The 20,109-nt window shown below is 48.8% G+C and carries 19 protein-coding genes and 1 tRNA gene; 12 read left to right on the top strand and 8 right to left on the bottom strand.

Going from position 1 to position 20,109, the window contains the following annotated elements:
* Positions 1 to 6: 6 nt before the first annotated feature.
* Positions 7 to 264, bottom strand: a complete 258-nt coding sequence (gene rpoZ / locus LMG33818_RS08920) for a DNA-directed RNA polymerase subunit omega (RefSeq protein ID WP_442323028.1) — start codon at positions 262 to 264, stop codon at positions 7 to 9.
* 144 nt (positions 265 to 408) lie between these two features.
* Complete coding sequence (gene gmk / locus LMG33818_RS08925) at positions 409 to 1,062, bottom strand: guanylate kinase (protein ID WP_442323029.1); 654 nt, start codon at positions 1,060 to 1,062, stop codon at positions 409 to 411.
* A 141-nt stretch (positions 1,063 to 1,203) separates the two neighbouring features.
* Between gmk and LMG33818_RS08930 the strand changes: the two genes are divergently transcribed.
* Positions 1,204 to 2,475 (top strand): NTP/NDP exchange transporter, encoded by a 1,272-nt coding sequence (locus tag LMG33818_RS08930; protein ID WP_442323030.1) that lies wholly within the window; start codon positions 1,204 to 1,206, stop codon positions 2,473 to 2,475.
* Positions 2,476 to 2,638: 163 nt separating this feature from the next.
* On the opposite strand, the gene LMG33818_RS08935 is transcribed toward LMG33818_RS08930, so the two are convergent.
* Positions 2,639 to 3,655, bottom strand: a complete 1,017-nt coding sequence (locus LMG33818_RS08935; protein ID WP_442323031.1) for a bile acid:sodium symporter family protein — start codon at positions 3,653 to 3,655, stop codon at positions 2,639 to 2,641.
* A 56-nt stretch (positions 3,656 to 3,711) separates the two neighbouring features.
* The gene (locus LMG33818_RS08940) at positions 3,712 to 4,563 is read right to left on the bottom strand and encodes a YicC/YloC family endoribonuclease (RefSeq protein ID WP_442323135.1); all 852 of its coding nucleotides are present in this window, start codon (positions 4,561 to 4,563) and stop codon (positions 3,712 to 3,714) included.
* 301 nt (positions 4,564 to 4,864) lie between these two features.
* On the opposite strand from LMG33818_RS08940, the gene rph reads away from it, so the two are divergent.
* Together rph and hemG are read left to right on the top strand one after the other, a co-directional pair.
* Positions 4,865 to 5,584: a ribonuclease PH gene (gene rph / locus LMG33818_RS08945; protein WP_442323032.1), complete on the top strand. Its 720-nt coding sequence runs from the start codon at positions 4,865 to 4,867 to the stop codon at positions 5,582 to 5,584.
* A gap of 254 nt (positions 5,585 to 5,838) precedes the next feature.
* Positions 5,839 to 6,390: a menaquinone-dependent protoporphyrinogen IX dehydrogenase gene (gene hemG, locus LMG33818_RS08950; protein WP_442323033.1), complete on the top strand. Its 552-nt coding sequence runs from the start codon at positions 5,839 to 5,841 to the stop codon at positions 6,388 to 6,390.
* A gap of 208 nt (positions 6,391 to 6,598) precedes the next feature.
* Here hemG and LMG33818_RS08955 read toward each other — a convergent pair whose 3' ends face one another.
* The gene (locus LMG33818_RS08955) at positions 6,599 to 7,360 is read right to left on the bottom strand and encodes an exodeoxyribonuclease III (protein WP_442323034.1); all 762 of its coding nucleotides are present in this window, start codon (positions 7,358 to 7,360) and stop codon (positions 6,599 to 6,601) included.
* A 111-nt stretch (positions 7,361 to 7,471) separates the two neighbouring features.
* On the opposite strand from LMG33818_RS08955, the gene pyrE reads away from it, so the two are divergent.
* The 6 genes from pyrE to LMG33818_RS08985 all read left to right on the top strand — a co-directional run bounded on the left by pyrE (position 7,472) and on the right by LMG33818_RS08985 (position 13,298).
* Positions 7,472 to 8,137, top strand: a complete 666-nt coding sequence (gene pyrE, locus LMG33818_RS08960; RefSeq protein WP_442323035.1) for an orotate phosphoribosyltransferase — start codon at positions 7,472 to 7,474, stop codon at positions 8,135 to 8,137.
* Between the two features lie 181 nt (positions 8,138 to 8,318).
* Entirely contained in the window at positions 8,319 to 8,876 is a 558-nt protein-coding gene (locus LMG33818_RS08965; RefSeq protein WP_442323036.1) for a YfaZ family outer membrane protein, read from the top strand.
* Between the two features lie 222 nt (positions 8,877 to 9,098).
* Positions 9,099 to 9,587, top strand: coding sequence for a tRNA (uridine(34)/cytosine(34)/5-carboxymethylaminomethyluridine(34)-2'-O)-methyltransferase TrmL (trmL, locus tag LMG33818_RS08970; protein WP_442323037.1), 489 nt, complete (start codon positions 9,099 to 9,101; stop codon positions 9,585 to 9,587).
* Entirely contained in the window at positions 9,587 to 11,653 is a 2,067-nt protein-coding gene (gene rep / locus LMG33818_RS08975; protein ID WP_442323038.1) for a DNA helicase Rep, read from the top strand. The genes trmL and rep overlap by 1 nt, the downstream gene beginning before the upstream one ends.
* Positions 11,654 to 11,815: 162 nt before the next feature.
* A tRNA-Arg gene (locus LMG33818_RS08980) sits at positions 11,816 to 11,892 on the top strand.
* 488 nt (positions 11,893 to 12,380) lie between these two features.
* On the top strand, positions 12,381 to 13,298 hold the full coding sequence (locus LMG33818_RS08985) for an LAPAL motif-containing putative phage structural protein (protein ID WP_442323039.1): 918 nt from the start codon (positions 12,381 to 12,383) through the stop codon (positions 13,296 to 13,298).
* 126 nt (positions 13,299 to 13,424) lie between these two features.
* Here LMG33818_RS08985 and ypfJ read toward each other — a convergent pair whose 3' ends face one another.
* Positions 13,425 to 14,351 (bottom strand): KPN_02809 family neutral zinc metallopeptidase, encoded by a 927-nt coding sequence (ypfJ, locus tag LMG33818_RS08990; protein ID WP_442323040.1) that lies wholly within the window; start codon positions 14,349 to 14,351, stop codon positions 13,425 to 13,427.
* Between the two features lie 389 nt (positions 14,352 to 14,740).
* On the opposite strand from ypfJ, the gene LMG33818_RS08995 reads away from it, so the two are divergent.
* On the top strand, positions 14,741 to 15,508 hold the full coding sequence (locus tag LMG33818_RS08995) for a nucleotidyltransferase domain-containing protein (protein WP_442323041.1): 768 nt from the start codon (positions 14,741 to 14,743) through the stop codon (positions 15,506 to 15,508).
* 114 nt (positions 15,509 to 15,622) lie between these two features.
* On the opposite strand, the gene LMG33818_RS09000 is transcribed toward LMG33818_RS08995, so the two are convergent.
* Together LMG33818_RS09000 and LMG33818_RS09005 are read right to left on the bottom strand one after the other, a co-directional pair.
* Positions 15,623 to 16,819: an AAA family ATPase gene (locus LMG33818_RS09000; RefSeq protein WP_442323042.1), complete on the bottom strand. Its 1,197-nt coding sequence runs from the start codon at positions 16,817 to 16,819 to the stop codon at positions 15,623 to 15,625.
* Between the two features lie 455 nt (positions 16,820 to 17,274).
* Positions 17,275 to 17,484, bottom strand: a complete 210-nt coding sequence (locus tag LMG33818_RS09005) for a hypothetical protein (protein WP_442323043.1) — start codon at positions 17,482 to 17,484, stop codon at positions 17,275 to 17,277.
* 481 nt (positions 17,485 to 17,965) lie between these two features.
* On the opposite strand from LMG33818_RS09005, the gene proP reads away from it, so the two are divergent.
* Both proP and LMG33818_RS09015 read left to right on the top strand, forming a co-directional pair.
* Positions 17,966 to 19,483: a glycine betaine/L-proline transporter ProP gene (gene proP, locus LMG33818_RS09010; RefSeq protein WP_442323044.1), complete on the top strand. Its 1,518-nt coding sequence runs from the start codon at positions 17,966 to 17,968 to the stop codon at positions 19,481 to 19,483.
* Between the two features lie 155 nt (positions 19,484 to 19,638).
* On the top strand, positions 19,639 to 20,106 hold the full coding sequence (locus tag LMG33818_RS09015; protein WP_442323045.1) for an NUDIX domain-containing protein: 468 nt from the start codon (positions 19,639 to 19,641) through the stop codon (positions 20,104 to 20,106).
* The last annotated feature ends 3 nt before the right edge of the window (positions 20,107 to 20,109 follow it).

Raw genomic sequence — 20,109 nt, forward strand, 5'->3', positions numbered from 1 at the left:
ATATTATCAAATATCGTATTCGGGTTGCGGTTCAGGGCGAACACGCGGTGCCGGTGCTTCAACGGGCTCGTCCAGTACACTGGAGGTTACCATACCTGCAGCGACTTCACGCAGCGCCAGTACGGTCGCCTTGTCGTTTTCCCAGGGAAGGTCGGAAGTACGGGAACCGCGGGCAAGCTGGCGCGCACGGCGGCTGGCAATCAGTACGAGCTGAAAGCGGTTATCTACATTTTCAAGACAGTCTTCAACTGTTACTCGTGCCATGGATATCACCTGCTATGAGCTGAATAAATGAATAAGGGCTTTCCTTGAGCGCTATTACAGGGCTGGAAAGCATGATCCAGGGTTGCATAACACCCTACTTTAGGCGGAAGTTCGCCATAAATCAAAAGGAGGGTGAGTCTACTCTCAGGACGTAACCCGTGACAAGAGGGCATCCAACAGTTTTTGGTGACTGATACCTGCTCGTGGCATGGCTGCCCGCTCCGAGAGGACGATGGCCTCAAGTTCCTTGAGCGCTTGCTCGAAATCATCGTTGAAGACCACGTAATCATATTCGTCATAGTGTGAGCTTTCACTCACGGCTTCCTGCATTCTGCGTGCAATGGTTTCTTCGGAATCCTGACCACGCTGGCTTAAGCGAGAATAAAGAGCTTCCTGACTGGGCGGCAGAATAAAGATACTGCGCGCTTCAGCCATTTTCTCACGGACTTGCCGGGCACCTTGCCAGTCAATTTCCAGTATGACGTCTTCACCGCTGGTCAAACGGGATTCGACTTCCTGTTTTGACGAACCATACATCCGGTCAAACACATGGGCATATTCGAAGAAAGCCTCATCTGCCACCATCTGCTGGAATTTCTCCATACTCACGAAATGATAATTCACACCGTTCACTTCCCCCGGGCGTTGATCGCGCGTAGTGTGGGAAATTGAAACAGCGATACCTGACATCTTCTTGAGTAGCGCGGTGACGAGACTGGTTTTTCCCGCCCCTGAAGGGGCTGAAACGATGAAAAGCGTGCCACGTTCGGACGCCTTGTATGAAGGTGCATGTGCCATAACTGCAGATCCGTGAAATATCAGTCTGCTAGTATGACATAAGTTGAGGGTAGATAGTGCGGTGATACAGGTTGAATTATAAGTACATGGCCGTGTTTTACACGTGCGTTGCCATGCTTTTCCATTCATAAGAGGGTGCGCATGTTTCAGCGTTGTATTGCCTGTTTTGTGGATATTCGCGAGAACGAGGCCACTGCGCTGAAGTGGTCTTGGCTGTACTCTTTCTCCCTGCTGTTGTGTTATTACATTTTACGACCGATCCGCGATGATTTGGGCGTAAACGGGGGGGTTCATAACCTTCCCTGGCTTTTTACTGGTACGTTGATCACCATGATTCTATTGAATCCGGTGTTCGGTTATCTGGTGAAGCGATGGCCGCGGGAAAAGTTCGTTGCCATCGCCTATCGCTTTTTTGCGCTGAATTTGGTGATATTTTCGCTGGCACTCGTTTTTTCTACTGCCACTGAACGTGTCTGGGTGGGCAGAGTCTTCTTCATATGGGTGTCCGTTTTTAATCTCTTCGTAGTCTCGGTGTTCTGGTCATTGGTGGACGATGTATTCTCCAGTGAACAGGGTAAGCGACTCTTTGGATTTCTTGCCGCAGGTGCGACATTGGGCGGCGTAGCCGGCGCTTTGACAACCTCCGTGGTTGTCGAATTGATTGGTCAAAGCTGGATGCTGATCCTCTCGGCTATATTATTGGAGTTTGGCATCTTCGCAGCACGCAAACTATTGCGAAATTCTCCCCGTTTTGTTGATAAAGAGGCTACAAGTGAGGAGATAATCAAGGGCGGGAGCATTATTTCCGGGTTGGTGAACACGTTTAAATCACCCTACCTGCTGGGCATTGCCGGTTTCATCCTGTTTTATAGTGTAACCTCGACGTTCCTCTATTTTCAGCAAGGCTCTATTGCCCAATCCGATTTTCATAACAACGGTGCGCGTACCGTTTTCTTTGCCCACATTGACCTCTGGGTCAACATCATCACGTTTATTCTACAGATGGGAATAACCGGCAGGTTGACCCGCTGGTTAGGGGTCGCACTGATTATCAGTATTTTGCCGCTGGTCTCGGTTCTGGGGTTTGGTTCGTTACTGGTCTGGCCGAGTGTGGTAGCGCTCATTCTGGTGCAGGTAGTGCGTCGTGTCAGCAATTTCGCCTTTGCACGTCCAACCCGGGAAATCCTCTTTACCGTGATTCCGCAAGAAGACCGTTATAAGGCAAAGAATTTTATCGATACGGTGGTCTACCGTAGTGGAGATCAGATTGGCAGTTGGTCCTACGTAGGGCTTACTACTATAGGATTGGGAGCGACCGGTGTAGTCGTGGTGGCCATTCCTCTATCGGTAGCATGGTTACTGTTAAGTTTGTGGTTAGGCTGGCGGCATCACAAAATAGAGCAGCTTTGCTGAATAGCATTCTACGCACTCTTCGGCGTTAACCGCCTCTAACCGTCAATGATTAATGAATACGCTTGAGTTCATTTCATGAACATAGACTGTTTCCAGTCCCCGAGAGGGTTAGGCTGCAGGCCGATATTTCATGAACCGCCCCTCGGTATCCAGTGAGCAATCGCTAGAGCGAGTTGTCGTCCCGTTTGCTCAAGCGCTGCGCAATAAAGGCACAGACCATGAGCTGAACCTGATGGAAAATCATCACCGGCAAAATAATCAACCCTATGGATGACGCGGGGAACAACACTTGCGCCATGGGAACGCCGGTCGCGAGGCTTTTCTTCGATCCGCAAAACAGGATCGTAATGCGGTCTTCCAGATTGAAGCCAAACTGCTTGCCAAAAAATGCGGTCAATCCCAATGCAATCGCCAACAGTAGCGCACAGAAAATTACCAACGCCAGTAGGGAAAGAATTGGTACGCGATGCCAAATTCCCCCAATTACCGCGCTACTGAAAGCGGTATACACCACGAGCAGAATCGATCCCTGATCCAGATATTTGAGTACCCCCTTATTGCGCGATACCCAGCCGCTGATCCATTTACGGGCGACTTGCCCGGCAATGAAGGGCACCAATAGCTGAAGCATGATTTTCTCAATGGCATCCATCATGGAGTGGCTATCCGTCGTGCCACTGGCTTGCATGGTGAGCGCCACAATAAGCGGCGTCAAAAAGATACCGAACAGGCTGGAGGCCGCTGCACTACAAATGGCGGCGGAAACATTGCCTCGTGCCATCGAAACAAATGCAATGGAAGACTGGACGGTAGAGGGCAGCGCGCACAGATAAAGAATACCGGTGTAGAGTCCAGTCCCTAGCAGGGGAATCCCCAGTGGGCGTAGCGCCAGTCCAATCAGAGGAAAGACAATGAACGTGGTAGCAAAGATGAACAGATGCAGCCGCCAATGGCTAGCTCCCGCAATGATGTTCTCTCGTGACAGCTTGGCCCCATGCATGAAGAAGAGGGCAGCAATGGCAATATTGGTGAGCCATGAAAACATCGTTGCGACTTCCCCGTGGCAAGGGAGGAACGATGCAATCAGTACAGTACACAGTATTGATAACGTAAAATTGTTGGGTAACCACGTGGGGCGGGCCATCATGTTCTTTTTCATCTCCCTTGCTACCGCGGACATTCATGTACTTGAATTCATGGCGTTTGGTACATGAAGCAATGCACGGTTTTATAGCGTTATTCTATATTCTGAATTTGCTCTCTAACCTGTTCGATCACTACTTTCAGCTCGACAGCCAAGTGTGTAGTTTCCCTGACGACAGACTTGGACGCAATTGTATTGGCTTCGCGATTCAATTCCTGGCTGAGAAAATCGAGGCGACGGCCAATGGCATCCCCGCTTTTCAACTGAAGTGACATTTCCTGAATATGGCTGGACAAGCGATCCAGTTCTTCACTGACATCGGCACGCTGGACCAACAGCGCCAGCTCACTTCCAAGCCGATGTTCGTCCAGCTCCAGCCCCAGTTTTTCGGCTCTGCTCTCCAATAGCGCACGCTGACGTTGATTAATATCCGGAATCAATTGCCGAATATCGGTCACGATAACGGAAAGAGTTTCAATACGTGTCTGGATTGCTGCCGTCAGGCGCTCACCCTCACGGTGGCGTGCCTGCTGCAACTGGGCTGTCCCCTCTTCCAATAACTGTAAAGCCGTGTTCTCGAGTATTTCGGTATCGAGGGTGGGCGGTGTACAGATACCGGGCCATGCAAGTATATCGAGTGATGTGGGCTGTGCAATTCCGATAATCCGGTTTTCGACAACCTCCATTGCGTGTTGCAGCTCCGTAAGTCGGTCATTATTGACATGAAGAGCTTCTTTCGAGGAAGGGTGTGAATATTTCAGAGTGACACTGACTTTGCCTCGGTGTAAATGTTCTTTCAAAAACTGTCGGAAGGCAGCCTCTAATCCACTGAATTCAGAGGGTAAATGGAAGGAAAGATCTAGATACCGGTGATTGATCGAACGCACTTCGAGTTCAAGACTGCCTTGTGATGTATGTGTTTCTACACGAGCAAAGCCTGTCATGCTATTCACGTCAATTTCCTTGTATTGAAAAGGCTGTAGTCAGCGCTTTTGATTTTATGGCGTATCCATAAAGGATTGGGCATTATTTCTGGTGAACCCTAACGCATTTTTTAGCAGGAGTCTGTGTTATCACTCGAACCACGTTACAATAGTGGTCATGAATGCACTTGCAGGCTGGCCGAGTTCTTCCATTCGAATCTGTCAGCCAGATGGCATGTCTTTATATTCAGTCCATCATTTCTTGAATAGTGCACCCATCCTCTGTTGAATAATTTCATAACCTGATCGAGAAAAAGTTCCTATGCGACCAAGTGGAAGACAACCTGACGCCCCCCGTGATATCCGTATTACACGTGAATATACCAAACATGCAGAAGGGTCCGTACTGGTAGAGTTTGGCGACACGAAAGTACTGTGTAATGCCTCGGTGGAGGAGGGCGTGCCACGCTGGTTGCGTGGTAAAGGCCAGGGGTGGGTGACTGCAGAATATGGCATGTTGCCCCGTGCGACGCATACCCGAGGAGGGCGCGAAGCAACCCGTGGTAAGCAAGGGGGGCGTACTCTCGAGATCCAGCGCTTGATTGGGCGTTCACTTCGTGCGGCAGTCAACCTGAAAAAACTGGGCGAATTCACGATTACCGTCGATTGCGATGTTATTCAGGCGGATGGTGGTACACGTACAGCGTCCATTACAGGCGGTTGTGTTGCACTGGTGGATGCACTGCATTACCTGCAACGTACGAAGAAAATCAAAAGTGATCCTCTGGTTCAGTTGGTGTCATCGGTATCGGTAGGTATCTATCGTGGTACCCCTGTGGTAGATCTGGACTACGCTGAAGACTCCAGTGCGGATACGGATCTCAACGTCGTCATGACAGAATCCAAAGGGCTGATTGAAGTACAGGGTACTGCCGAGAAAGCCCCTTTTGATCGCTCCGAACTGAATGCCATGCTGGATCTGGCCGAGCAAACGGGTGTCCAATTATTCGAACATCAGCGTAAAGCGTTGGGACTGGTGTAACTTAGCGACAAGTATCAATGTCAGTAAGTCCCTGAGCAGTACTGCAATGGGGCGCCTGACAGTGAATGTTGTGAAGCTTTTCGGCATGCATGCTCGCGTTGTAGTGTTCAGCGTCCAAAATACTCAAGAGAGCGCACGAATAGCGGGCAACAAAACACCTGTGATATTGCAGTAGTGGTAAGTCGTAGTGATAAGTCAGTCGTAGTGATAAGTAGCAACAAGTAGTCGTAATTATTCTTAAAAGGAGCTCAATCGTGACATCTGCCCCTGCAAAACGTGTTTTGCTTCTTTATAGCACTCATGATGGTCAGACCCGAAAAATCGCGGACGCTGTTGCCTTGCAAATGAGTGAGTCAGGAGTAGAGGCACATATTGCGGATCTTCAGGATTCGGCGGCGCCTTCACCCGAGCATTTTGATGGCGTGTTGATAGCGGCGTCGATTCGTTATGGAAAATTCAACCCGGCTCTTTCGAAATTTACCACGCATTACGCGCCACAATTGAATGCGATGACGACCGCTTTTATTTCTGTCAATCTCACGGCGCGCAAGCCCGACAAAAATACGCCCGAGACCAATGTGTATACGCGCAAATTTCTCGAAGGCTCATCCTGGCAACCGACTGAGTGCCTGGTCGCTGCGGGTGCCCTGCGTTATCCACGTTACGGTTTTTTCGACAAGCTGATGATCCGTATGATAATGAAAATGACGGGTGGTCCAACGGATCCTTCTACGGATGAAGAATATACTGACTGGCAACAGTTATCGTCATTCACACAACGATTTATTGACCGATTGAACGCGTGATTTCTTCTCTTCGCGAATGATGGATGCTCTCTTTATGACGAGGGTTGAACAACCGCATGTCATGTGGAGGGGATCGAGAGGTTGGACGAAAGGCAAGATGTAAAATAAACAGGAATGAAAAAGAGAGTCCCCTGACAACTGTCAGGGGGAATTCAGGCCTGATAAGGCATTATGGTGTGCGTATTTTCTGTTCTAATTCTATTAACGCTTAGATTTCAATATCGTATTCCACGATCAGGGGAGCGTATTCAGAGAACGTGGCCTCCCGATCAATCCAGGCGTTTTTGATATGACGCTGTAGATTTGGGCCTACCACCTGATAGTCCATTCGCCATCCATCCTGCAGATTTCGAGGGACATCCTGATCCAGCTGCGGCCAATAGGTATATTGTTCTGCTCCACGCTCGACTTCACGGAATGTATCAACAAATCCGAGCGGCCCAAATACCTGATCCATGAATGCGCGCTCTTCTGCGCGGAATCCGGGGGTAATCTGGTAATCCGCCCAATGCCTGACGTCGATGGTTTTGTGTGCAATTTGCCAGGTACCGCAAAGTACATACTCACGACGCTTGCGCCGTAGCTTGTTCAGATACTCGCTAAAAGGCGTAATAAACTTCAGTTTTGCTTCAGGGTCTTCGGGCATCAAAAACGAGGCAACGCTGAATTTTTCATAATCGGCCTGAAGGAAACGCCCTTCATGATCGCATTGCTCAAATCCCAATCCATACATGATGGCTTTGGGAATCTGACGACAATACAAGCCCACACCGGAAAATCCATCTTCCTCGGCATCAATAAAATAGCCTTCATATCCTTCCGGATAAAGGATGTCATCGCTCAGTTCGAAGCTTTTTACCTTGAGATTCTGAATGCAGACAACGTCAGCATCCTGAGCATTTAGCCAATCAAGAAAGCCCCTCTCTACCGCGCGTTTAATACCATTGACATTGACAGTAACGATCTTCATACATGGTCCCTTGTTATCTGCGCGTGTATGATACCTGAGGTTTTATCTTTTTGGGTTAATTCGCGTCGCTTTTTAAGATTTTAATCAGACGCCAGTTTCAAAGGCACGCACATGCAAGACTTTCAACGCAGGTTTATAGAATTCGCCATAGAGGAAAAAGTCCTCTCTTTTGGTGAATTCACTCTTAAATCAGGGCGAATTAGCCCCTACTTCTTTAATGCTGGCAGGTTTACCAGTGGCCGAGCCCTTGCTGAGCTGGGGCGCTCCTATGCGGAAGCCATCATCCAGTCCGCACCACAATTTGATGTGTTGTTTGGGCCGGCCTACAAGGGGATTCCTTTAGCCGCATCCACCAGTGTAGCTCTTGCGGAACATTTTAGCCGAGATATTGCATATTCGTTCAATCGAAAAGAAGCCAAGGATCACGGTGAAGGTGGTTCCATTGTGGGTGCTGAACTCAAGGGTAATGTGCTCATCATTGATGATGTAATTACGGCGGGCACCGCCATCCGTGAATCGATCGCGCTTATCAAGGCACAGGGAGCGACCCCTGCGGGCGTAGTCGTTGCGCTTGACCGTGAAGAACGGGCCAATGATGAAACCTCATACAGTGCCATTCAAGCGGTAGAAGCCGAGTTTGGTATACCCGTTATTCCTATTGTGGGATTGGATAGCATTCTGACGTATCTGGAAACAGAAAGCGCTCATCCCCAGCTTGAGCAGTTTGCCCTCAAAATCCGTGATTATCGTAACCGTTACGGCATAAAGCAAAAATAGTTGCTGATACCTGTTGATTCACATTATTGTCATGATTCAAACAGGTGTACTCTGTCACTAGCCTGGCGTTAAAAGCCAAGGATCAGGAAAACAAGGGTACCTGAACCCACGAGTAATTCAGTACGCTATTATACTCAGTGGCTCACGGGCTCTCCATGAGCATCAAAAGGTTGATAAAGTTATGAAACGTATTCTTACCATTGCGACTCTCTCTGGCGCCGTTTTGTTGGCCAGTCATCAGGCAGAAGCCATTAGCATCAATGGGGAAGTCGGTAGTCACTATGAAGGCGTGAATGCGACGCAGGCATTTACTCCCCTGTTCCGTGGCAGTCTTGGCTATGCACATACAAACCGCCATGGTCATAAAGCCAATTTATACAATGCATCCCTGATGTTTACCCCCTGGGTGCCGGGTTTGGATGTAGGCGTGGGTGGTCGTTACCAGTACCAGAATACTCACTACGGTAATGGCGGTGGCCTTGGGCTCGGTGGTTATGTGTACTACCCATTGCCTGCCTTCCCCCTTCTGAGCATTGGTGGTGATGCCTATTACACGCCCAGTGCCCTTTCGCAGGGAAGTGCAAAAGAAAGCTACGAATATGATGTGCGTGGTCGCTTCAAACTGTTTGCGCAAACCTATGCGTTTGTGGGCTACCACTACCAGCACTCCAAGTTCAAACACACTGGCGGCCACTCCTTCTTTAATGGGCCCCAAATCGGTGTCAGTGTTGGTTTCTAATCCTTGATTTGATTGAATTTGAGGGTAGGAATCAATGCCCTGAGTATTGATGGCGATCTGGCGTTCTCTCTTTGAAAGGGCGCCAGATTTTTGTTTTCATGGCCAGCTTTCTGCCTATACCCACCTGATGTGTGCCTGATTTAGCATCCCCAACTCCCCCATTGTTGCAGTGATTCCTGTATCATGAGGTGATCTGCCCATCTACTGTGCCAGTAACCTTCTATGTTAGATATCGTTCTCTATGAACCTGAAATTGCCCCTAATACCGGCAACATCATTCGTCTATGTGCCAATACCGGCTTTCGATTGCATTTGATCGAGCCCCTTGGGTTTGTACTGGATGATCGGCGCTTGCGTCGGGCAGGCCTGGATTATCATGAATGGGCAGCCATGCGTGTTCATAAAAGCTATGCAGATTTTCTGGCGGATATTGCACCCAAACGTATATTTGCCATCACGACCAAAGGTACCACCACGCATGACACCCCCGATTATCAGATAGGGGATGCCCTGATGTTCGGGCCTGAAAGTCGTGGATTACCGCCAAGTATCATTGAATCTCTGCCGCCTGAACAACGTCTTCGTATCCCGATGCAACCCGACAGCCGTAGCCTGAACTTGTCCAATGCCTGTGCGGTCATGGTGTATGAATCCTGGCGGCACTTGGGCTTCGCGGGCGCAGGAATAAAAACGTCCCCCGGGGTGTCGTGATGGACGCAGATATCAAGCAACGGGTAGCCAAACTCAATCCGCGCCAGCAGGAAGCCGTTCGCTACATCGATGGCCCTTGTTTGGTACTGGCCGGCGCGGGTTCGGGTAAGACAAGCGTTATTACCACCAAAATTGCCTATCTGATTCGCGAATGCGGCATGAGCGCGCGCCGTATTGCTGCCGTAACGTTTACCAACAAGGCGGCACGCGAAATGAAAGAGCGTGTCAGTAGCATGTTACCGGGGCGTTCCGGCTATGGGCTGACGGTGTCCACCTTCCATACTCTGGGGCTGAATATTATTCGTGCCGAGTTGAAACGGCTCGGGTATCGCTCAGGTTTTTCACTTTTCGACCCTGAAGATGCCAAGGCACTGTTGCGTGATCTGATGCACAAGGACGCGCAGGTAGATGCTGATCAGATCAGCCGTGTTCAGAGCATTATTTCCAATTGGAAGAATGATCTTGTCTCGCCCGGTCAGGCGTTGTCTCATGCGGAAACGGACGATGACGCCTATGCAGCGCACGTCTATGAAGCTTATGTACGCCATTTGAAGGCCTATAATGCTGTTGATTTCGATGATTTGATCTACCTCCCCGCCAAATTATTCGAAGAGAACGAAGAGGCACTTGCCCATTGGCGCAAGCGTATTCAATACATGCTGGTAGATGAGTATCAGGATACCAACTCAAGCCAATACCGCCTTGTCAGATTGCTGATGGGGGAGCGGGAGACCTTTACCGTAGTAGGTGATGATGACCAATCCATCTATGCATGGCGAGGCGCGCGTCCAGAGAACCTTGTCCAGTTGGGTGAAGATTTTCCGCGCCTGAAGGTTATCAAGCTTGAGCAAAATTATCGTTCAACCGCGCTCATTCTGAATGCGGCCAATACGCTGATTGCCAATAACCCGCACGTATACGAGAAAACCCTGTGGTCCCAAATGGGCGAGGGGGAGAACATCCGTGTTCTGGTATGTCGTAATGAAGAGGCGGAGACAGAACGCGTTGCCAGTGAAATACTAACGCGCCGCATTAAACTGAGTGCCAAGTGGCGCGATTTCGCAGTGCTATATCGCGGCAACTTTCAGGCGCGGTTGCTTGAATTGAAACTTCAGCACTATCAAATTCCCTACAAGCTGTCAGGGGGCACCTCCTTTTTCTCTCGTAACGAGATCAAGGATGCCATGGCGTATCTTCGCTTGTTGATCAACCCTGCGGATGACAACGCTTTTCTCCGTATTGTGAATGTCCCGCGAAGGGAAATTGGTCCCAGCACTATCGAGAAACTGGCGAATTATGCCAGTGAGCGAGGTGTGAGCCTGTTTGCCGCCAGTAGTGAATTCGGTCTTAATCAGATTCTGAATGAAAAGGCATTGAAACGCCTTGAATGGTTTTGTCGTTTTATTGAAGGTGTACGCCGCCGAATGGATCAAGGCAATGCCATCAGCGCCATTCGCAGCATGTTTCAGGAAATGGACTATGAAGCATGGCTGCATCAAAACGCCAGTGCGCCTGTTGTGGCTGAAAAGCGTATGCAGAATGTATGGACGCTGGTTGATCAATTGGAAAAATCGCTCAAGCCTTCCGACGAAGAAGTGGCTCAGAGCGATGACGATATCACGGCAGAAACCGATGATGTAGAAGCCGCGATCTCACGGTTGGTATTGCGCGATATACTTGATCAGCAGGCAGAAGAGGACGACACTGATCGAGTGCAGTTACTCACCATGCATGCATCCAAGGGGCTCGAGTATCCCCATGTCTATATCATGGGCCTGGAAGAAGACCTGTTGCCTCACCGCAACGCTATTGAATCAGGAACGGTAGAAGAGGAGCGCCGCCTTGCCTACGTGGGTATTACACGGGCACGTCGAACCTTGACACTGACGCTGGCCAAACAGCGCAAGGCTTTTGGTGAGATGATGGAGTGTACCCCTAGCCGATTTCTGGATGAGCTGCCTGAAGAAATTCTGGATTGGGAAGGTCGGGCTGATAAAGAAGATCCCGAGAAAAAATTCGAACGTGGTACTTCTGCCATTGCTGGGCTTCGTTCCTTGCTGAACTAGGCGAATGATTGCTGTTAAGTTATCCACATCTGGTTGAGCACTCGATCACTCACCGGGTGTGGATAAAATATTGCGTTTCAGTTTTACAGAGGCTGGACACGCGCGCCGGTAACACGTAGGATACGGCGCAGTTTCTCGCTGTGCGGGAAATTCCTTTCTTAAGCGCCTGTAGCTCAGCTGGATAGAGTACTGCCCTCCGAAGGCAGGGGTCATGGGTTCGAATCCCGTCAGGCGCGCCATCAGCCCTTTTTTGGCATTCCTCTCCAGTCATCAAAACCCAGTAAAATCAAGGCGTACAGCCCGATTCTCATCTTATGCCTGCCTGAATAAGCCCCTCCAGTCGCCGGTCAAATAGGTATACTAATAGGTATATTTTCCTGTTGGATCTTGTCGGTATACCTATTTATGGCTCTAACCGCCCTCGTTGTGAAGCTCGCGAAGCCTTTTGAAAAGACATTGACCATGACTGATGGCAATGGGCTCCAGCTGGTTGTTTTTACCAGTGGTCACAAGGGATGGCGATGACATTATCCAGAGCACTTAACTTAATGCATACTGAGTATCGATGCCTCAATATTTTTATTATTGCTGCAGTGTCATCCAGCTTTAGCTTTATATTAATTGACTCTGCTAAAAGGTTGTTCGGAATGGTGAATTAGCCTCTGGGTGCATACAATATCTGTATTGTATATCTCTCTTAAAGGTTGATGTGGTCGAGGATAGTGGAATGGAACGTTTTCACTTGGTTTATGACGGGCAAGCGTTAGAAAACCACACAATGGATGTAAGAACTTTATCGCCTGCACTCTTGGCCTTGGGCGAAATGGTTGATCGTGCCAACAGCATCCTTAATGGAGACCAGGCTAAAATCAGCCTGAATGTACATGCTTCATTTAAAGCCGGCTCCTTTGGTATTGACCTTGTAACGGCTCAGTCTATATTCGCTCGAGTACATGATTTTCTTTCCAAGTCAGAAGTTGCTGATGCTGCAGTAATTCTAAGTTTGCTTGGGTTGAGTGCAAAGGATGCATTGAAAGGTGTTATTGCCGTAGTCAAATGGCTTCGCGGCAGACCGGTGAAAAAAATCACGCCTATAAAAGATGGTATTGTTCGTATCTATGTTGATGAAGAACATATCGATACAGAAGAAAGAGTTATACAGTTACTCCGTGATTACAAGCTAAGGAAAGCACTTGAGGGTATCGTAGCGCCACTGGAAAAAGAGGGGATTGAATCTGTTTCAGTCATGCCTCAGAAAGGAGACAGCCCGGCTTTTATCATTGAAAGGGATTCGGCAGTATACTTTCGTGCCCCGCCCTCACAGGACGAAGTTCTTGACGAAGATGTTTATGAATCAATATTGCAAATCGTCAACATATCTTTTCAGGAGGGCAATAAATGGCGCTTTTCGGAAGGTGTGGGAGGAAACGCCTTCTATGCTGACGTGACTGACGAAAAATTCCTGGAGCGTGTACGGCTTAATCAGGAAAACTTTGCGAAAGAAGATCTCATCAAAGCAAAGATCAAAAGGACACAAAAAATGACCTTGTCCGGTCTGCGTGCCGACTATGAAATAGTGGAGGTATTAAATCATAGGTCAGCATCCCCGAAGGTCCAGCTTGGGTTGGATTTCGATAATGATTAGATCGGATTACATTATTCAACCAATAAATAGCATGGTTATTTTCATTACCCCCTCCATTCAAGACGGAGGGGTATTTTGTTATTTCTTATAAGCCAACCCGACCATGGTCAAGCTGGTCTATTGGTTTTAAAGGCTCTTCGCATCCAACGTATCACATTGATCAATATCACCCGATTTGAATCCACGCTGGAACCAAGTCACGCGCTGTTCTGACGTACCGTGTGTGAAAGAATCCGGAACGACTCGGCCTTGTGCCTGTTGTTCAAGACGATCATCGCCGATAGCGCTTGCGGTTTTCAGTGCCGAGTCAACATCGCCTTCTTCCAGCCAGTGGTGACGGGATTGTGCATGATTAGCCCAAACACCGGCGAAACAGTCGGCCTGAAGTTCCTGACGCACCGAGAGGCCATTTGCCCCTTTCATGGGATGCCCTTCCTGTGCCAATTGCTGAATCTTTGCAGTGATTCCCAACTCTTGCTGTACATGATGGCCCACTTCATGGGCGATTACGTAGGCACGCGCGAAATCATTATTGGATGAAAACTGCTGCTGCATTTCCTTGAAGAAAGAAAGGTCAAGGTAAACCTTCTGATCCATCGGACAATAGAACGGCCCGGTAGCGGATGTAGCGAAACCACAGCCGGAATTCACGCTCGATGTATAAAGCACGAGTTTGGGATCAGTATAGTGTTTGCCTCGTTCGGAGAATATCTGGCTCCATGTATCTTCTGTATCCCCCAGAATTGACTTAACAAATGCCACTTGTTCCTGATTACCCGCATTGTCACTGGAGGTTTGCGCTGTCGCTGTATGCTGTGTGCTCTGTTGAGGAGCAGGCGCACTGGTAGAAGAGGTATTACCGCCCCCAACCTGATTCAGTACCTGATTAAGAATTTGCATGGGGCTTTCACCCATTAACCACCCGACCAGTGCGATGATGGCGATGCCTCCGATGCTGGCTCCGCCTTTGCCAAAGGGTATACCAATCCGTCCGTTACTTGAGCCGCGTTCATCCTCAACATTATTACTCTGGCGTGCTTTGTTCCATTTCATGTATGGCGTTCCTTATGCCCTGTTCCCTTCAGGCGTTATGATCTTCGTTATGGGTATGAGTTTAGCAAAAAAGGGAAGGGAAGGCTGGTTTTGGTTGAGTTCTGAAGGGCGAAAGGAAGAAAGAGTTATTCGGCACTAAAATTTTTTACCTTTTCCATGAACTTTTTACCACACCCTCAGTCAGAGTAAGTAATTGTTCCCTACAATGATCCCTTGGTACCCGGCCCCCTTGCCGGGTTTTTTTTGGCCTGTTATTCGCCTCTATTAATATTCATTTCCTTTTGGTCTTCCCTTTCCATGGTATTCCTCTAGTCAAACTCTGATTACTCATATCTAATTAATGACCTGTGCTTGTTTTCTAAAACACAATCCTTGAGCAGGCTAATTTGATGACTTCCAAAGACGTACGGGAACCCAGTGTTATTTCCTCTGAGCAGGCTCTCACTATTGCTGGTGAGCTATTGGACACTCATTATCCGGAGGCCTCTTTCGCCTATGCGGCAGGCTCCATCATGCGTGAGGAAGGCACACACCTATCGGATATTGATTTCGTTGTGGTTTTCGACCATCTGGAAGCGGCCTGCCGGGAATCGCTGGTGTACAAGGGAGTCCCCGTGGAGGTCTTCAACCATGATCCGGAAACGCTCGGTTGGTTCATCAATGATGACGTTGAAAGAGGGCAGCCGGGTTTACTCAGTATGGTGGCTGAAGGCGTGATTATTGGTCATCAGAATCCTCTGGCAGAACAGCTTCAGCGGGAGGCAAAAAAACGTTTGGAGCAAGGGCCGCCACCCTTGTCTACAGCCGCGTTGAATGCACTCCGCTATGAAATCACGGATGCTCTGGATGATTTGAAGGGAGACCGCCCTCCCGTTGAAACACTGGCAATAGGTGCTGTGCTTTATCCCAAGCTGGCTGAACTTGCACTTCGTGGTCGTCATCGGTGGAATGGTGCCACTAAATGGCTACCCAGATTATTATCCAAAGTGGATGCCAAGTTAGCGGTTGAATTCGATACCGCATTCCGGACGCTTTTTACCTCCGGGGAGGTTGGGCCGGTTGTGGCGCTTGTTGAAGAGGAGCTGGCTCGGCAAGGCGGGCGATACTTTGACGGAGATCGCCGCCTAGCACCGGCATCCTGGCGTATTGCTCGATAAACCTGGCGATTTGTGAGCTACACAGAATAGGAAATATTTGAGTATAAGGAGCAATGAGGGTTAGACGTTTAAAGGGTATTGAGAGGCAAACAAGCGCTCGTTATACACTCGTTCTTATCCCTCATTGGGCCAGTGCCACGCGGGTGTATTCAGTATCCCCTGATTTCTGACAAGGGTTTGTCCGTTTTCCTTGTAAAGCTCGATAATATCGCACTGCTGAGCTTCCTTCAGCGTTTCTACCAATGATTCTGCATGAGAGATCACCCATACCTGACTATGTTCTGATGCCTTCACAATCAAACGGGCCAGTGCGGGGAGTAGGTCCGGGTGGAGGCTGGTTTCCGGCTCATTTAATACCATCAGGGCAGGCGGCCTTGGTGTCAACAAAGCGGCCACCCATAAAATAAATCTAAGAGTTCCGTCGGACAGCTCTGCACCTGTTAGCGGCCTCAACATACCGGGCTGATAAAGATTAAGAGTAAATAAACCGTCTTCAGAACGAGTGATGTCAATGTAACTCCCCGGAAAGGCATCATCGATTGCTTCATTCAGGCTATTGTGGTCGCCAATTTCGATAATGGTTTGAAGCGCTGCGGCCAGATCGCGTCCATCGGCGGAAAGAACAGGTGTACGCGTTCCAATACTGGACTTTCGTGCAGGTGCATCCTGGTCTGTCCTGAAGTGATCATAGAAGCGCCATTGTCGAATCATGTGTCTTACATGGAAGACTTCGGGTGCCACTTTGGGATCAGAGAGTTGATCAAACATGCTGGTATAGGGAGGGATATGGGAACTGGCGAGCTGCCACTTCCTGCCATCACGTACTTGAGCAATATATCCAGAACGATCGACCAGCGCTGTGTTTGGGCGATAGAAAGGCCCTCCGAAAATGATTTCCTTCTTGATTTCCGGGTCCAATTTAAAGGCAGAAGGCGGGACGGGCGTTTGTTGATCCTTGCTGTGGGCAGGATACCCCAGGGTAACGGCGTAGCCTAAATCATCACTGGCGAAGCCCAGTTTCAAGCGCTGGGCCTTGCGCTTGCTGGTAGCTTCAATCGGAACATCGCCGCGTTTCATGGCGGCACTGAGGTTGTTCGGGCCGGCCCAAAACGTGGAAGGGAGTCCGCCCTCCATGGCAAGTGCATTGATAACGCTACTTTCTCCGCGTGACGTATCCGCTAGCAAACGCAGTGCCTTATAAAGGTTGGATTTACCGCTACCATTCTGACCCACGATGACAGTGAGCGGCCCAAGGGAGAGTTTTAGATCAAGGAGGGAACGATAATTGGCAATAGCCAGTGTTGTTAACATGACAATGCTTCTCTCTATGACAGTTTGTTGTTATTGGAGGAAAAGGGGGTTCCGAGAAAAGTCCATGCTCCTTTTAACAATAGCAATATTTGGTTTGCAGGCATATTTCCTGGCTTCAAAGGTATCGAATACTAAACTATTTATCGTCGAACGCGGCTAATGCGCGATAGAGTTGAATTGGTTGAGCAAAACGGTAGGAAGGTAAAGGGATTGCGAGGGTAGGTGTGTTCAGCGCTGTAGTTGTGCCCCGTTATCCCTCTCATTTTAATGATGAGAGGCCGTTAACAAATACAAATCAGTTGAATGGATTACCCGTTCGCCCCAAGGGTTATGGCATCCTGCCTGACTTACGCCTTGTTCTCACTATCAGGAGAAATCAAGGGGCGAAGGGGTACTGTATAGCCTGAATCCGCTTCGGATTAATGGCTGAATAGATAAATGATGTTTGAAAATAATCACGAAGCCAGTTTCATCTCGCTTTCAGGCAGTTGATCGAAGGCATCCTTTGCCAATTGATCAATGTCGTCAGCGCTGATTTCCAGCTTGTTCTCGTTTGCAATGAGCGTAATCATTTCCATGGCGGAAGCATAGGGATCCTGACCGTTTTCCTGGGCATCCTCTGCATAGCCTTTGGCAGCATAGTAAAGCATATCAATAGCAAGCATGTGCGAATCCTCATCTACGTTTACGTGTACTGGTTGAGTACCCTAATTTGGATGATGCGCTTAAGTTGTGACAAATTTGCTAAAGCATGAATAAGTAATTGTTTCAGTCCGGAAGTCATCAACAGGTAGAAGATGATGACTTTTCCTCAGGTAAATATTCTCTTCAAAATGTTTACCCTCAATCACAGCCTATCCTTAATTGATCTGTCCTGTCTTGTAAAAAATGAGCTTTTGTCCAGCTGTTTTTTCAGGTGTTCTCCAACAGCTTGATCTTGAAGGATTCTTTCCGGAAAATTTTTTTGTAATTTTTTATGTCATCAAATAAAACACTGTTTTTTAAAGCAAAAATGGAATTCGTAGTGATGTAAAACAACTTAACAAGCAGGTGGGCTATGCTATTATTGTCCTTCGTTATTATCATTAATGATAAAAAACCACACGTACATTATGTATGAGCCAAGATCCCACTAGAGGAATTTAAATGGCTGGTTCAACCACCTTACCGCCCAATGAACATGGTCGGAAAAGAAGTAAAAAACGAGTGTTGAAGCTAAGTGACGTTACACTTGTCAAAAAGGAAACCCTGAAACGCGCCATCGCTGCCACCGCTCTTGGCAATGCCATGGAATGGTTCGATTTCGGCGTATATGCCTACTTTGCAACGACCATCGGGCGTGTCTTCTTTCCCGGTGACAATGCCAGTATTCAGTTACTGGCAACCTTTGGTGCCTTTGCTGCCGCCTTCCTGATGCGGCCTATCGGTGGCCTGGTACTGGGGCCTTTGGGTGACAAGATTGGCCGTCAGAAAATTCTCGCCTTCACCATGATCATGATGTCGGTCTGTACCTTCTGCATCGGTTTGATTCCCAGCTATAACAGCATCGGTGTATTGGCTCCTATCCTGCTGCTGATATTGAGAATGATCCAGGGGTTCTCGACAGGAGGGGAATTTGGTGGAGCAGCTACATTCATCGCCGAGTATTCGCCCGACCGCATGCGTGGTTTTCTGGGCAGTTGGCTTGAATTCGGTACCTTTATTGGCTACATCCTGGCCGCCGTCGTTGTTACCATTTTGACCTCAACTCTGAGCGAAAGTGATTTGCTTAGTTGGGGATGGCGTATTCCGTTCTTCATTGCAGGGCCTATCGGTATTGTCGGTCTCTACATGCGAATGAAGCTGGAAGAGACACCGGCTTACAGTAATCACGATGATTCGGAAGAAGAGGATGATGGTCGTAGTGAACTGGTCAGCCTGGTCTCTGGCCACTGGCGTCCACTGCTTCTTTGTGCGGGGCTGGTATTGGTCTATATGGTAGCGGATTACATGATGCTGTCCTACATGCCGACCTACATGACCGCCAACCTGCATCACAACGCTAGCCATAGCCTGTACCTGATCATACTGGTCATGGTAGTGATGATGGTCATCCAACCCTTTATGGGCATGGCGAGTGATATCTGGGGCCGTAGGCCAATCATCTTTATTGGCTGCGTTGGATTCGTTATTCTCTCCATTCCGTGTCTGTGGTTGATTCAAAGTACCAGCATGATCGCCATCTTCTTCGGTTTGATGATTCTTGGCGCCCTGCTTAACACCTTCACGGCTGTCATGCCCTCGACGTTGCCCGCGCTTTTCCCTACCGCGATTCGTTATGGTGCCGTGGCTATTGGATTGAATATATCCACGTCACTGTTCGGAGGTACCACGCCACTGGTAACGACCTGGCTGATAGATGCCTTTGGCACAAACATGATGCCTGCCTACTATTTGATGCTCTCAGGTGTAATTGGTGCGGCTGTGATTTTGTTGACGGCTGAAAGCTCCGGGAAACCCCTGATTGGTTCGAATCCGGCCGCGATGGATCGTGAGGAGGCCAGGGAGGTGCTGACCGATTATCACGATGATATCGAGAGCCAGATCAATGCTATTGATGAACAGATGGCAGCGCTCGCTAAAGAGCGTCGGGATCTGGTAGAGCAGCACCCTCGTATCGATTGATTGTTAGTGAGCATGTTACTGCAGTTTTGCGTTGTGAAAGGCCCTCTTAGGAGGGCTTTTTTGTGTTTGCTATAATTTTCAATTGATGAGTAGGCTTAACATGTAGTGTATTGCTGTTTACCTCGGATAAAACAACGATAGAGTGGGGGGATCGCATGTCTTCAGACTATATCAGGGAGTTACGTGGTTTGATTGGGCACCAACGGCTTTTGCTTCCTTGTGTGGCTGCCATCATCCGCGATTCCAAAGGGCGACTGCTTCTTCAGGGAAAGGGTAACGGTGAGCCCTGGAGTTTGCCAGCGGGTGGAATAGAGCCGGGAGAATCACCCGAACAGGCATTACACCGTGAAGTTCAGGAAGAAACAGGGCTAACGGTTACACAAGAGACTCTTCTGGCAGTATTTTCGGGCAAGCAATTTCGCTATACCTATCCGAATGGTGATCAGGTTGAATATACGGCCATTCTGTATGGTTGTCAGGTAACAGGGACGCTAAGCACAGAGGGTGACGAAGAAACCGTTGAATTGCGCTATGTGAGCCGTGAAGCAATGGTGAGCCCCGGGTCAACGTATGCACTTGCTCTTCCGTATCCCATGGAACTCCTGTTTGACAGAAAATTCTGAACG

Origin of the sequence: Cernens ardua (assembly GCF_051251085.1) — a bacterium.
In the GTDB taxonomy this organism is placed as follows: Bacteria; Pseudomonadota; Gammaproteobacteria; order Pseudomonadales; family Halomonadaceae; genus Cernens; species Cernens ardua.

Excerpts from the sequence above, each read along its gene's own strand:
- rpoZ (WP_442323028.1), bottom strand. The coding sequence starts at position 264 with ATGGCACGAGTAACAGTTGAAGACTGTCTTGAAAATGTAGATAACCGC.
- gmk (WP_442323029.1), bottom strand. The coding sequence starts at position 1,062 with ATGGCACATGCACCTTCATACAAGGCGTCCGAACGTGGCACGCTTTTC.
- LMG33818_RS08930 (WP_442323030.1), top strand. The coding sequence starts at position 1,204 with ATGTTTCAGCGTTGTATTGCCTGTTTTGTGGATATTCGCGAGAACGAG.
- LMG33818_RS08935 (WP_442323031.1), bottom strand. The coding sequence starts at position 3,655 with ATGTCCGCGGTAGCAAGGGAGATGAAAAAGAACATGATGGCCCGCCCC.
- LMG33818_RS08940 (WP_442323135.1), bottom strand. The coding sequence starts at position 4,563 with ATGACAGGCTTTGCTCGTGTAGAAACACATACATCACAAGGCAGTCTT.
- rph (WP_442323032.1), top strand. The coding sequence starts at position 4,865 with ATGCGACCAAGTGGAAGACAACCTGACGCCCCCCGTGATATCCGTATT.
- LMG33818_RS08955 (WP_442323034.1), bottom strand. The coding sequence starts at position 7,360 with ATGAAGATCGTTACTGTCAATGTCAATGGTATTAAACGCGCGGTAGAG.
- pyrE (WP_442323035.1), top strand. The coding sequence starts at position 7,472 with ATGCAAGACTTTCAACGCAGGTTTATAGAATTCGCCATAGAGGAAAAA.
- LMG33818_RS08965 (WP_442323036.1), top strand. The coding sequence starts at position 8,319 with ATGAAACGTATTCTTACCATTGCGACTCTCTCTGGCGCCGTTTTGTTG.
- trmL (WP_442323037.1), top strand. The coding sequence starts at position 9,099 with ATGTTAGATATCGTTCTCTATGAACCTGAAATTGCCCCTAATACCGGC.
- rep (WP_442323038.1), top strand. The coding sequence starts at position 9,587 with ATGGACGCAGATATCAAGCAACGGGTAGCCAAACTCAATCCGCGCCAG.
- LMG33818_RS08985 (WP_442323039.1), top strand. The coding sequence starts at position 12,381 with ATGGAACGTTTTCACTTGGTTTATGACGGGCAAGCGTTAGAAAACCAC.
- ypfJ (WP_442323040.1), bottom strand. The coding sequence starts at position 14,351 with ATGAAATGGAACAAAGCACGCCAGAGTAATAATGTTGAGGATGAACGC.
- LMG33818_RS08995 (WP_442323041.1), top strand. The coding sequence starts at position 14,741 with ATGACTTCCAAAGACGTACGGGAACCCAGTGTTATTTCCTCTGAGCAG.
- LMG33818_RS09000 (WP_442323042.1), bottom strand. The coding sequence starts at position 16,819 with ATGTTAACAACACTGGCTATTGCCAATTATCGTTCCCTCCTTGATCTA.
- LMG33818_RS09005 (WP_442323043.1), bottom strand. The coding sequence starts at position 17,484 with ATGCTTGCTATTGATATGCTTTACTATGCTGCCAAAGGCTATGCAGAG.
- proP (WP_442323044.1), top strand. The coding sequence starts at position 17,966 with ATGGCTGGTTCAACCACCTTACCGCCCAATGAACATGGTCGGAAAAGA.
- LMG33818_RS09015 (WP_442323045.1), top strand. The coding sequence starts at position 19,639 with ATGTCTTCAGACTATATCAGGGAGTTACGTGGTTTGATTGGGCACCAA.